This is a genomic window from Larkinella arboricola, assembly GCF_003259745.1.
Classification (GTDB): domain Bacteria; phylum Bacteroidota; class Bacteroidia; order Cytophagales; family Spirosomataceae; genus Larkinella; species Larkinella arboricola.
The window spans coordinates 1,114,661-1,127,325 of record NZ_QLMC01000001.1; the positions used below are offsets into that span (position 1 = coordinate 1,114,661).

Annotated in this window: 7 protein-coding genes; 6 read left to right on the forward strand and 1 reads right to left on the reverse strand. The window is 53.6% G+C overall.

Annotation, left to right across the window (positions count from 1 at the left end; genetic code table 11):
* Positions 1–36 precede the first annotated feature (36 nt).
* Positions 37–2,445: an ABC transporter permease gene (locus tag LX87_RS04545; RefSeq protein WP_111626959.1), complete on the forward strand. Its 2,409-nt coding sequence runs from the start codon at positions 37–39 to the stop codon at positions 2,443–2,445.
* Positions 2,446–2,450: 5 nt separating this feature from the next.
* Positions 2,451–4,826, forward strand: a complete 2,376-nt coding sequence (locus LX87_RS04550) for an ABC transporter permease (RefSeq protein WP_111626960.1) — start codon at positions 2,451–2,453, stop codon at positions 4,824–4,826.
* 42 nt (positions 4,827–4,868) lie between these two features.
* Here the strand turns inward: LX87_RS04550 and LX87_RS04555 are convergent, their stop codons facing one another.
* A complete protein-coding gene (locus LX87_RS04555) occupies positions 4,869–5,798 on the reverse strand; it encodes an AraC family transcriptional regulator (RefSeq protein WP_111626961.1) in 930 nt (309 codons plus the stop codon).
* A 164-nt stretch (positions 5,799–5,962) separates the two neighbouring features.
* On the opposite strand from LX87_RS04555, the gene LX87_RS04560 reads away from it, so the two are divergent.
* From LX87_RS04560 to LX87_RS04575, 4 genes are all read left to right on the forward strand, one after another.
* Entirely contained in the window at positions 5,963–6,367 is a 405-nt protein-coding gene (locus LX87_RS04560) for a GlcG/HbpS family heme-binding protein (RefSeq protein ID WP_111626962.1), read from the forward strand.
* Positions 6,368–6,389: 22 nt separating this feature from the next.
* Positions 6,390–7,580 (forward strand): formaldehyde dehydrogenase, glutathione-independent, encoded by a 1,191-nt coding sequence (fdhA, locus tag LX87_RS04565; RefSeq protein ID WP_111626963.1) that lies wholly within the window; start codon positions 6,390–6,392, stop codon positions 7,578–7,580.
* 185 nt (positions 7,581–7,765) lie between these two features.
* The gene (locus LX87_RS04570; protein WP_111626964.1) at positions 7,766–10,192 is read left to right on the forward strand and encodes an ABC transporter permease; all 2,427 of its coding nucleotides are present in this window, start codon (positions 7,766–7,768) and stop codon (positions 10,190–10,192) included.
* A 22-nt stretch (positions 10,193–10,214) separates the two neighbouring features.
* Positions 10,215–12,665, forward strand: a complete 2,451-nt coding sequence (locus LX87_RS04575; protein WP_111626965.1) for an ABC transporter permease — start codon at positions 10,215–10,217, stop codon at positions 12,663–12,665.

Here is a 12,665-nt window from a genome sequence, read left to right on the forward strand (position 1 = left end):
ACAGATCAGAAAATGAGTTCCTAAACCCTTTTATCAATGCTACGAAATTATTTCAAAATCGCTTTTCGAAACCTGCGGAGAAACCCGGTTTTTACGGGAATCAATGTGGTGGGGCTGGCGGTCGGGCTGGCATCCTGCCTGCTGCTGTACATCTATATTTCGCACGAACTGAGCTACGATAATTTCCACCCGAACGCCGACCGGATTGTGCGCGTGGTGATGGAATACAGCATGGAAGGCCAGGTAAACCGGGTACAGCAGACCGGAACGAAGGTGGCACCGGAGTTCAGCCGACGGTTTCCGGAAGTGGAGTTGGGGGTTCGGCTCGAAAACCGGCCCGCTGTCGTCAGTTACGCCGACCGGAAGTTTCTGGAAAAACGGGTGGTGTATGCTGATTCGACCTTGTTTGCTATCTTTTCGTTTCCGTTGAAAGTGGGTAATCCGAAAACCGCGCTGGCTGGTCCGAACAAGACGGTTTTGTCGGAATCGACGGCCCGGAAATATTTTGGAAATCAGAACCCGGTTGGAAAAACCGTGCGGATCAATACCGGCTGGGGTGATCAGGACTATACCGTCACCGGTATTGTGGGAGACAGTCCGGCCAATTCGCAGATCAAATACGATGTGCTGGCGTCATTCAGCACGCTGTCGGCTTCGAAAATCGAGCAGTGGTTTTCGGCCAATTACGCCACCTACCTGCTGCTTCGGAAACCCGAGTCGATTGCTTCTTTACAGGTCAAGATTCCGGGCTTCATGAAAACGCAGTTCGGTCCGGGCCAGATGAGTGCGGGCAATTACCTGACCTACCTGCTCGAACCCTTGCGGAGCGTACACCTGTATTCAGACACGGAAGGCAGTTTTGAACCCAACGGCGATCGGCTTTACATCTACATTTTTGGTTCGGTAGCGGTTTTGATTCTGATCATTGCCTGCGTCAATTACATCAATCTGGCAACGTCCAGAGCCGTTGAACGGGCGCAGGAAGTCGGTGTGCGGAAGGTGATGGGTGCGTTGCGAAGGCAATTGTTCGGGCAGTTCATGGGTGAGTCGGTGCTGGTGACGTTTACGGCTTTGGCCCTGAGTCTGCTGATGGTCTACCTCACCCTGCCGCTTTTCAATGAGTTGTCCGACCGGCAATTTTCGTTTGAGATGCTGATGCAGCCGGGTCATCTGCTGGGTTTGCTGGGTATCGGTTTGCTGGTTAGTCTGGTAGCGGGTGGTTATCCGGCCCTGGTGCTGGCGCGGTTTGAGCCGGTTCGCGCTTTGACGGGCCACCTGAAAGTCGCCGGAGCCGGACAGTTTCGCCGGGCGCTGATTGTGTTTCAGTTTGCTGTTACGGCTTTTCTGATCGTTTGTACGTTGCTGGTTCGCAATCAGTTGGCCTTTATTCAGGATAAAAAACTGGGCTATGACAAGGAGCACGTGCTTGTGTTGCCGGCGGATGGGCAGGTAAACGAAAAAATCCGGGCCCTGAAATCGGAGTTTAAGCAGCATGCCGACGTGCAACAGGTGGCCCGCGCTTACGAATCGCCGACGTTCATCGAAGGGGGGTATAGTATGCGCCGGTCTGATAAAGCCGAAAATCAGTACAAATCGGTGACGGCGCTGCCCGTCGATGAGGATTTTGCCAAAACCATGAACCTGCGGATTGTTGCGGGTCGTGACCTGACGGCCGGGGATCTGGAGCGGGCCACGGTTCCGGGCAGCGATAGCCTGCGGCATTTTCATTTTATACTGAATGAATCGGCGGTGAAAGAACTCGGCTGGAAATCGCCCCGGGAAGCCATCGGCCAGAAGATGGATATGGGAAATGGGCGGCCCGGTGTCGTAGGGGCGGTGGTGGAAGATTTTCATTTTGCGTCCATGAAGCAGAAAATCACGCCGTTGGTGCTGTTTCCGGAAGACGGCGGGAATGTGGTGCTGGTGAAGTTGTCGGGAAGCCGGTTGCCGCATACGCTTCAGTTTCTGGAACAAAAGTGGAAAACCATCGTGCCTTCCCTGCCCTTCGCGTACGAGTTTCTGGATGAGGAATTTAACCGGCTGTATTCGCTGGAAACCCGTACCGGGCAGATTTTCAGTGTGTTTGCCTTTCTGTCGATTCTGCTGGCTTGTCTGGGGCTGTTTGGTTTGTCGGCCTATACGACGGCGCAGCGGACCAAAGAGATCGGTGTTCGGAAGGTGCTGGGTGCGTCGGTTTCCAACATCGTGCTGCTGCTTTCCAAAGACTTTCTGAAACTGGTGCTGATTGCCATTGTGCTGGCGTCGCCGGTGGCCTGGTGGGCCATGAACCGCTGGCTGGAGGGGTTTGCCTACCGCATTGACGTAGCCTGGTGGGTGTTTCTCGTGGCGGCACTCCTGGCCGTCGGTATTGCTTTCCTGACGGTATCGTTTCAGAGCGTTAAGGCGGCCCTGATGAATCCGGTCAAATCACTAAAAACCGAATAAGGCTCATGCTAACGAACTACCTCAAAATTGCCTTTCGCCAACTGCGAACCAACGCCTTGTTCAGCTTCATGAATATCCTGGGATTAACCGTCGGGCTAGCCGTCAGCACGTTCATTGCCCTGTACGTCTGGCACGAGTTTCACTACGACCGGCACCATCCCTTCGCCGACCGGACGTATCGAATCCTGTCGGTAGTGAATTACGGAGGTGAAGATGTTTCCATTCCGGGCCTACACGAAGCTTTTGGCACGGAAGCAAAACGACAGATTCCGGAAGTAGAAACCGCCGTGCGGGTGTCAGAAGGATTGGCGGAAGTGGTGCTACAGCCTGATGGAAACCCTCGGTTTAAAGAGGAGAAAATAGGTTTTGCGGATGCCTCGATTCTTTCAGTGATGGGGATTCGGTTGCGTTGGGGCGATGCCAAAACCGCCCTGAGTGAACCGGGCCGGATTGTGTTGACCCGGGTGCTGGCCGAGAAGTATTTTGGCCCGAATAACCCCGTCGGGCGTACAATCCAGTACGACAAACAGTACCCGCTAACGGTTTCGGGAGTGCTGGAAGAACTGCCTACGAACTCGGTGCTTCAATTCCGGGCGCTGGTGTCGCTGAGTTCCATGCCAACCCTGGGGCCCGTCAGGCAGAATATGTATAAGGCTGGCGGCTTTCTGACCACTTATCTGGTACTTCGTCCGGATGCCGATGTGCGTTTGGTTGAAAGGAAATTGAAAAAGGTAGTTACTAGTCTTGTATTCAAGGATATAACATCGCGGTACATCCTGGAGCCGCTGCCTTCGCTGCACCTCGACAGCCAGATGGCCCCGAAAAATGCCCGGCAAACCCTCTACATTTTTCTGACGGTTGCGCTGGTCATTCTGGTGCTGGCCGTGATCAATTACATCAGTCTGACCACCGCCCGCGCTACCAAACGCGCCCGCGAGGTGGGCGTCCGGAAAGCCGTGGGCGGACTGCGCAACGAACTGATCGGTCAGTTTTTCACCGAATCATTTCTGACCACCACACTCGCTTTTATTCTGTCGCTGGGCGTTTTGCAGGCGCTTTTTCCGTGGGCCAATCAGGCGCTGGATCTGCACATGGACAACCGGGTATTGCAGCAGGGGGCCTATTGGATGCTGATGCTGGTGTTGTGGCTGGGCTGTTCGCTGCTGGCGGGGAGCTATCCAGCTTTGCTGTTATCCAGATTCAGACCGCAGGAGGTGCTGAAGGGAACCATGAGTTCGGGGCGAAGCGGGGCTACGGTTCGACGGGTATTTACCACCGTTCAGTTTGCCACTTCAATTGGCTTACTGATTTGCAGCATTGTATTGTATACGCAGATGCGGTTTTTACGGACGAAAAATCTGGGAATTAACCGGGCGCAGGTGGTGGCACTGGCCGTAGATGCCGAAATGGTAAGCCAGTTTCCGGCGTTACGCGACGACGTGCGGCAATGGGCCGGGCCGGAGAATACAGCGGTTTCTAACGCGGCTATTTTTACCAACAATATCTCCATGTGGTTTATGAATACCGCGAAAACCAAAAAGCAGGTCATCGTGCAGATGCTGACGGTTGACAAAAACTTTTTCGGGATGATGGGTATTCGCTGGTTGTATCCACCCGAGGGCTGGGAGAAAAAACCGGTAACCGAACCACTGAATGTATTTAACGAAGCGGTGATGAAAGCCGCCGACATCAAAGGCAACCCACAGTCACAGGGACCGCCCTTTAAGGGTATGGAAACCGCGGGCGTGGTGGCTGATTTTCACATTGGTAGCCTGCACGGCCCGGTATCGCCCCTGCGGCTGGAGGTGGTGAGCGACACGGCCAAGGCTCTGGTTGAGCGGGGGAGTTACCTGCTGGTTCGGTTACAGCCGCATACTGATGTGGAACAGGCGCTCAGGGAGTTGAAAACAATTTATGATCGGAGTAAGCCAACGGCCCCTTTCGATTACTATTTCCTGGATGACGCGTATAATAAACTGTATACGAAAGAACAGCAATTGTTGCGGCTTTTCAACGGTTTTACGGGTTTGACATTGCTGGTGGCCTGTCTGGGCTTGCTGGGTCTGATCACCTTTTCGGTCGAAGCCCGCACGAAAGAAATCGGGATTCGGAAAGTGCTGGGCGCGTCGGTATCCGGCATTGTGCTACTGCTTTCGAGAGACTTCCTGAAACTGGTCGGAATCTCTATGCTGGTAGCCGCACCCGTTGCCTGGTATGTGATGGATAAATGGCTTCAGGATTTTGAATACAAAGTCAGCATGGAATGGTGGATGTTCGCGCTGGCGGGCGGGTTTGCGGTGGTGCTGGCAACGTTGACGGTATCGTTCCAGAGCATCCGGGCGGCTTTAACGAACCCGGTCAAGAGTCTGAAAACGGAGTAGAATCGCAATAGGACGGTAGTTTAGAAATCACTTCCCGCAAGTTCAGCCCACCGATTGCCGGTATGACGTGGGGGTGGTGCCTTCCAGCATCTTGAATAATCTGGAAAAATAGTGCAGGTTGTTGAAACCGGCCTGATAGCAAACTTCCGTCACGGTAGAAGCCGGATTGGTCAGCAGACGCTTGGCCAGGTTGATGCGTTCGCGGATGATGTATTCCATGGGCGATAAACCAAAGTCTTCTTTAAACAACCGGAAAAAGCCGGATTTGCTCATGCACGCTTTCTGGCATAGCACGTCAATCCCGATTTTCTCGGTCAGGTGCTCTCGGATGTATTCCAGGACTTCGGCAAAGCGGTTGCTGACCGGCAGGCTGTTTTCAACCGGAGCCATATTCTGCGTCTGAATAACCCGGATCAGGAGCGATTTAAGCGTGAGATCGGCCAGCGCATCTTTGGCCGGATCATCTTCCATGCTGATGCTGATGAGCCGGTTCATGACGTTAGCCAGCTCCCGGTTGTTATAAAAATGATACTGGCTGAAATTCAGTTTCCATTCCCCCAGCGCATCGTGTCTGGGGTAGTATTCATTGAGAAAATGCAGCGTCTGGTTAACCACCTGCCAGTCCAGCGCAATGGTGGCACATTGCACCGGATGCTTCTGATCGGCTTCCGGAAAATCCACCTTCATGGAAATGCCTTCGGGCAGAATGACGGTTTCGCCCGGCAGAAAGTCAAAGCCTGATCGTTCGGACAGATACATGACCTTGCGGCCCCGCATCATGCTGGTAATCACCAGACCGTCGTACGATAGCACGACGCCCGAGCAGGGATGATACGTCTCAAAAATATTGAGTTCGTACTGGTTCAGGTTAAAAACACGCCGGTGCTCCACCAAAGAATGCAACTCTTTCGCGTCGGATAAATTGATAGGAGCCAGTTTGCATCCGCAAAGGTTTGCCTGCTTCGTTGTCATACGCTAAAGAAAGGGCTTTCTGCGGAGATAGAATTGAGTTTACAACAGGATTTGGATAATAATATTATTTATTGGTATTATAGTGTAAATTCACCGCCTGGTGCTTTGACTAGCTTTGTTTGCAGAAACGGATTGCGTACACGTTTTAATCCTAACTTAAAATCATGAGCATCACGTTAGAACAGGCAGAACAGGCTGTAAAAGCCGCCAAAGCCAAAGCCGCCGAGATCGGAACCCTGATGAACATTGCCGTCGTGGACGCTGGCGCTAACCTGAAGGCGTTTGTACACATGGACGGTGCATGGCTGGGTTCCATTGATATTGCGCAGCGAAAAGCACGGACAGCACGGTATTTTGATATGCCAACCGGCGAGATCGGCAAGCTCTCACAACCCGGCGGTTCACTTTACAACATTGAACACTCGAATGGTGGGTTGATCACCTTTCCGGGTGGAATTCCGATTAAAAACGGAGCCGGAGAGATCATCGGTGCCATTGGTGTGTCGGGCAGTACCGTTGAAAATGATCACACCGTTGCGCAGGCCGGTGTTGATGCGATTAGCCAGTAAACCCCTAAATCCCTTATACAATATGTGTCAAAACCACGGTGTTGCGTACATCAAACCCGGTGTGGTCGAAGTACAATCCATTGAGTATCCCAAACTGGCGCTAGGCGACCGCAAATGCGAGCACGGTGTCATCCTGCAAATCGTTTCGACCAACATCTGCGGCAGCGATCAGCACATGGTTCGCGGACGAACCACGGCTCCGGCGGGGCTGGTGCTGGGCCACGAGATTACCGGTCTGGTGATCGAAGCCGGTCGCGATGTGGAGTTTATCAAAGTCGGTGATCTGGTGTCGGTGCCGTTCAACATTGCCTGCGGACGATGCCGGAACTGCAAGGTCGGTCAAACCGGTATTTGCCTGAATGTGAACCCGGCCCGGCCCGGCGCGGCCTACGGTTACGTCGATATGGGCGGCTGGGTTGGCGGGCAGGCCGAATACGTGATGGTGCCCTACGCGGATTTTAATCTGCTGAAATTTCCGGACAAAGACCAGGCAATGGCCAAAATCCGCGACCTGACCTTGTTGTCCGATATTTTCCCGACGGGGTATCACGGTGCGGTTACGGCGGGTGTGGGGCCGGGTTCCATTGTGTATGTGGCCGGAGCGGGTCCGGTTGGGTTGGCCTGTGCGGCTTCCTGCCACCTGCTGGGCGCGGCTGTGGTTATTGTTGGCGACATGATTCCCGAGCGGCTGGAACAGGCCAGAAGCTTCGGTTGTGAAACCGTCGATCTGCGGAAAGACGTTGCCTTGTCGGAGCAGATTGCCGCCATTGTGGGCGTACCGGAAGTCGATTGTGCGGTCGATTGCGTCGGTTTTGAAGCGCGCGGCCACGGTTCGGAAGCCGGAACAGAACATCCCGCCACTGTTTTGAACGCCGTCATGACGGTTACCCGGGCGGGCGGAGCCATCGGCATTCCGGGCCTGTACGTAACCGGCGACCCCGGCGCGAAAGACGATGCCGCCAAGGAAGGAAGCCTGAGCATCCGGATCGGTTTGGGCTGGGCCAAATCGCACTCGTTCTACACGGGCCAGTGTCCGGTGATGAAATACCACCGGCAGTTGATGAACGCCATTCTGTACGACAAAATCCAGATTGCCAAAGCCGTCAATGTGGAGGTGATCACGCTGGATAAAGCCCCGCAGGGGTACCAGGATTTCGATAAGGGAGCCGCCAAAAAATTCGTTATCGACCCGCACGGCATGATTCCGAACTGAGCCGGTTTTATCTTATCCAGGCCGGTTGTTTATACTTGTCCGTAAATGTACGTTCATCGTCCGTTTACGGACATTTTATTTTATTTTCCTTCTGTATGAAATTGGTAATAAGTTACTTATGAAACTGGTACGTAGTTTGGGCGGCTCTAAAATGATACGTGTCTCTTTCCTCTGCTTTTGTCCCTATGATACGCAGTTACTTCAAAATCGCCTGGCGGAATTTGTTGAAAAACAAAGTGTTTTCGCTCATCAATAGTGTCGGTTTGTCGGTTGGGTTAACCTGCTGCATTCTCATTGCGGCTTTTGTCAAAGACGAGTTAAGCTACGACCGGTATCCGGCTCAGGCCGAGCAGATTTACCGCGTTGGTGTGCGATTGATTGGCAACGGAGCAGTGACGGAGTTTCCGAATGCCGATATGGCGGTAGGGCAGGGCATTCAACGGGCATTTCCGGAAGTAGAAGCTTCCACACGCCTGTTCCGGAGAGGTCAGATTTTTATCCGCTATCAGGAAAAAAATAGCAAGGAGAAGTCGATTGCCATGATCGATTCTAACTTTCTGGAAATATTTTCGATCCCGTTCCTGGAAGGCGACCCCAAAACGGCTTTGCGGGAACCCAACTCGATGGTGGTGACGAAAGCCTTTGCCGAACGGTTTTTTGGCGGTGAACCGGCCCTGGGTAAAGTTCTGAAGTTTGGCCAGGATCAGCAGGCCCGCAAGATTACGGGAGTCATCGACGCGATTCCGAAAAACAGCCATTTCCACTTCGACATCTTTTTGAGCACCGTCGGGGAAGCCTTCGCCCAGCGGCAGGATTGGAGTAATGTGAGCACCTATACGTATCTGGTGCTCAAAAAAGGCGCTGATCCGCAGAAACTGGAAGCGAAATTACCGCAACTGGTGGCCGAGCACGTTGTTCCGGAGGTGCAGCGCGACATGGGCGTTAGTCTGGCCGAAGCGCAGAAATCGGTCGATACATTCCGGTTTTTCCTGCAACCGCTCACCGACATCCATTTGCACTCGGCTACCAAATACGAACTGGAGCCCAACGGCAACATCAATTACGTCTACATTTTCAGCGTTCTGGCGGTTTTCATTCTCCTGCTGGCCATTGTCAACTTCACGAATCTGTCGACGGCCGGGGCCGCCAAACGCTCGAAGGAGATCGGGATACGCAAGGTGATGGGGTCGGTAAAGGGGCAGTTGGTGGGGCAGTTTCTGATTGAATCCATTGTTATCACGTTTCTGTCGTTGCTGTTTTCGCTGGGGCTCATTACGATGTTCCTGCCTTTCTTTAATGAACTGTCCGGCAAGCAGATCGAACTGGATAGCTTCTTTACGGCTCCAAATCTGGCGGTGTTGTTCGGCTTCGGTCTGATTGTCGGGTTGCTGGCGGGAACGTATCCGGCTTTTTTCCTGGCGTTTTCCAAAATCACGACGGTTTTGAAAGGCGGTTCGGTGCTCCAGACCAGCAGCCGGAACGGTTTGCGCAGCGGCCTGGTGGTTTTTCAATTCGCCATTTCCGGCATCCTGATCATTGCCACCATCGTGTCGTATCAGCAACTGAAATTCATGCAGAACAAAACGCAGGGATTTGACAAAGAGCAGGTTATGGTGATTCACGACACGTATACCCTCGGAACAAACGAAACGGTTTTTAAAGATCAGTTGCGGCAGGACAGCCGGATTGTTCAGGCCAGTCTGTCGCGGAGCATCCCCCTGAGCAACGAGGGCCAGGAAGGGACGCAGATTTACGGAAAAGACCCCGTTAAAAAGCAGACCACCCGGGAAATTCAAACTGCTATCTTCCGAATCGACGACCAGTATTTGCCCACGCTGGGCATCAAACTGCGGCAGGGACGCAACTTCTCCAAAGCATTCCCATCCGACTCTTCCGCCGTCATCATCAACGAAGCCGTGGTGCGGGAGCTGGGCTGGGGGCCAATCAACCCGATTGGCAAAACGCTGGTCCGGTCCGGGCGGAAAGAATTTACGGTGATTGGCGTGGTTAAGGATTTTCATTACGCGTCGGCCCGGCAGAAAATTGCCCCGCTCATGCTGCTGCTGGGCTATAATTCGGGGGCCGTGCAGGTGAAAGTGAAAGCGGACGATGCCGCCGGGGTGATTGCGGCCATCCGCGAAAAATGGGAAGCGTTTAACCCACCGGCTCCGTTTACCTACACGTTTCTGGACGACCGGTTTGAGGCCCTTTACGAATCCGAGCAGAAAACCGGTAGCCTGTTTACGGTTTTTGCCGGAATTTCCATTGTCATTGCCTGCCTGGGGCTGTTTGGTCTGGCCACGTTCACGGCGGAGCAGCGCACGAAAGAAATTGGGGTTCGGAAAGTGATGGGGGCCACCTCGTCGAGCATTGTGCTGCTGCTGACGAAAGACTTCCTGAAGCTGGTGCTCATCGCCGTCCTGATTGCCTTTCCGATTGCGGGATGGGTCATGAACCACTGGTTGCAGGATTTTGCCTACCGCATCGATCTCGCCTGGTGGGTGTTTGCGCTGGCAGCTTTTCTGGCCGTCGGTATTGCCCTGTTGACGATTTCGTTTCAGTCGATCAAGGCGGCTTTGATGAATCCGGTCAAGAGCTTACGAAGTGAATAAGTCCAAACCTATCCTATACGTTATGCTTAAGAATTACCTGAAAATCGCGTACCGAAACCTGCTGAGGCAAAAGACGTTTTCGGTAATCAACATCGTTGGCCTGACCGTCGGGCTGACGTGCTGTTTTCTAATTTTGCTGTTCGTCAGGCACGAACTGAGCTACGATACGTTTCAGCAGAAATTTGACCGGATTTACCGCGTGACGTACCTGCCCAAATTCGCCGGTCTGACCGAACCACTCGCGCTGACCCCGCCCCCGGTACAGCCGGTTCTGGCTTCGAACTTCTCGGAAATCGAAAAATCGGCCCGGATTTTCAACAGCAGCGCCACCATTGAACTGCGGGATAACCGGCAGTCGCAGCCCGTCAAGTACGACGAAGAACGGTTTTTTTTCGGCGATTCGACGCTGCTCGATATTTTCTCTTTCAATTTCCTGCAAGGCAATCCACGCACGGCCTTGAAGGACAAGTTTACGGTGGTCATTACCGATGAAATTGCGAAGAAGTATTTCGGCAAAACCAGCCCGCTCGGCAAAACGCTGTTGTACGAAGGGCGACATCCCCTGCGGGTAACGGGCGTGGTTGAGGAGTTTCCGGACAATTCGCACATTCACATCGATCTGCTGTCGAATTACGAAACCATGTACGCAACCGAAAGCGAAGCCGTGCGGCAAAACCTGCCGCAAAACTGGATTATTTCGCACGGCTATACGTACGTGTTGCTGCGACCCGGCAAAACGCCGGAGTCCGTCAACGCCCGGTTTCCGAAGTTTTTACAGACCTACGCGCCCAAGCAGGTAGCCAAAGACATTGAGTACAAACTCGAACCGATGCGCGATTTCCATTTGCGCTCACAGGCGCAGGCTACACCCGAAGCGCCCGGCCGGATGCTCTACATTTACGTTTTTCTCGGAGTGGCGTTCATTACGCTCTTGATTGCCTGCATCAACTTCGTGAATCTCTCGACGGCCCGCTCGCTGAAACGGGCGAAGGAAGTCGGTATCCGGAAGGTGCTGGGCAGCGAAAAACAACAGTTGATCGCGCAGTTTCTGGGGGAGTCGCTGCTGCTGAGTGTCATTGCACTCGCCCTTTCGTTTGTTCTGATTGCGGCTCTGATTCCGGCGTTGAATAACCTGACGGGCAAGGAATTAACCATTGGCTATTTTCTGTCCGACATCGGTCTCCTGCTGCTGTTTGTTGGCATTGCCCTGATAACGGGTTTGCTGTCCGGCACGTACCCCGCCTTTTTCGTCTCCGGTTTTCAGCCCATTGCTACGCTGAAAGGCAGCTTTGTGAGCGGGAAAGCCAAAGGCGGACGGTTGCGTCAGGTCCTGCTCGGGGCGCAGTTTGTGGCCTCCATTGCCTTGATTATCGGGGCGGTGGTGGCTTTCCGGCAACTCAGCTACATGAAAAACCAGCCGCTGGGGTTTGAAAAAGATTTCATCATTACCGCGAATACGCGCAACGAGAAGATTACCAATGTGTTTGCCGATCGCTCCGACAGCACCTATTTCCGGTTGCGGACGTTCCGGGACATTCTCCTGAAAAATTCCAACATCCGGCAGGTGACGCTTTCGACGCAAGCGATGGGGTCCGGCTCGGTCCGGCGGAGTGTAGTAGCGGAAGGCCACGCGCCGGAGGAAAACATTTTTATGGGAACAATGGGCGTTGATCACAATTTTGCCACCACCTACGGCCTGAAGTTTGTGGCCGGACGGGATTTCTCGGAGTCATTCGAAACCGATAAAACGGCGGCTTTTATCATCAATGAAACCGGGGTGAAGCAACTGGGCTGGAAATCGGCTGCGGTTGCTGTGGGCAAGTCAATCAATCTGGAAGGGAAGCAGGGCCGGATCATCGGCGTGCTGAAGGACTTTCACAACCAGTCGCTGCAACGGCCCATCGAGGGGATGCTGATGACCATCGACCAGCCCTTGTTGCGGTTATTTTCCATCAAAATCCAGTCGCAGAACCGGGCCGAAACGCTGAAGTTTATTCAGCAGGAGTGGGACCGGTTTTTCCCGGAAAAAGGGTTTGCCTATACGTTTCTGGACGAGAGTCTGGCACGTTTGTACGAAAGCGAACAGCGGTTGAGCAAACTCATCGGTTACTTCGCCGGGCTGGCGGTTTTGATTTCCTGCCTGGGTTTATACGGTCTGGTGTCGCTCGTGACCCAGCAGAAAACGAAGGAGATCGGCATCCGGAAGGTGCTGGGCGCAACCGTCGGCAGCATTGTCGGTCTGTTGTCGCGGGATTTCGTAATGCTGGTGGTGATTTCTCTGGTCATTGCCTCCCCGGTGGCGTGGTGGGCCATGAACAAGTGGCTCTCCGAGTTTGCCTACAAGATTGACATCGAGTGGTGGATGTTTGCCCTCGCGGGCGTTCTGGCCGTAGCCGTAACCCTGCTGACGGTGAGTTTTCAGAGCATCAAAGCCGCGTTGACGAATCCGGTGAAGTCGTTACGCAGCGAATAA

Excerpts from the sequence above, each read along its gene's own strand:
- LX87_RS04545 (WP_111626959.1), top strand. The coding sequence starts at position 37 with ATGCTACGAAATTATTTCAAAATCGCTTTTCGAAACCTGCGGAGAAAC.
- LX87_RS04550 (WP_111626960.1), top strand. The coding sequence starts at position 2,451 with ATGCTAACGAACTACCTCAAAATTGCCTTTCGCCAACTGCGAACCAAC.
- LX87_RS04555 (WP_111626961.1), bottom strand. The coding sequence starts at position 5,798 with ATGACAACGAAGCAGGCAAACCTTTGCGGATGCAAACTGGCTCCTATC.
- LX87_RS04560 (WP_111626962.1), top strand. The coding sequence starts at position 5,963 with ATGAGCATCACGTTAGAACAGGCAGAACAGGCTGTAAAAGCCGCCAAA.
- fdhA (WP_111626963.1), top strand. The coding sequence starts at position 6,390 with ATGTGTCAAAACCACGGTGTTGCGTACATCAAACCCGGTGTGGTCGAA.
- LX87_RS04570 (WP_111626964.1), top strand. The coding sequence starts at position 7,766 with ATGATACGCAGTTACTTCAAAATCGCCTGGCGGAATTTGTTGAAAAAC.
- LX87_RS04575 (WP_111626965.1), top strand. The coding sequence starts at position 10,215 with ATGCTTAAGAATTACCTGAAAATCGCGTACCGAAACCTGCTGAGGCAA.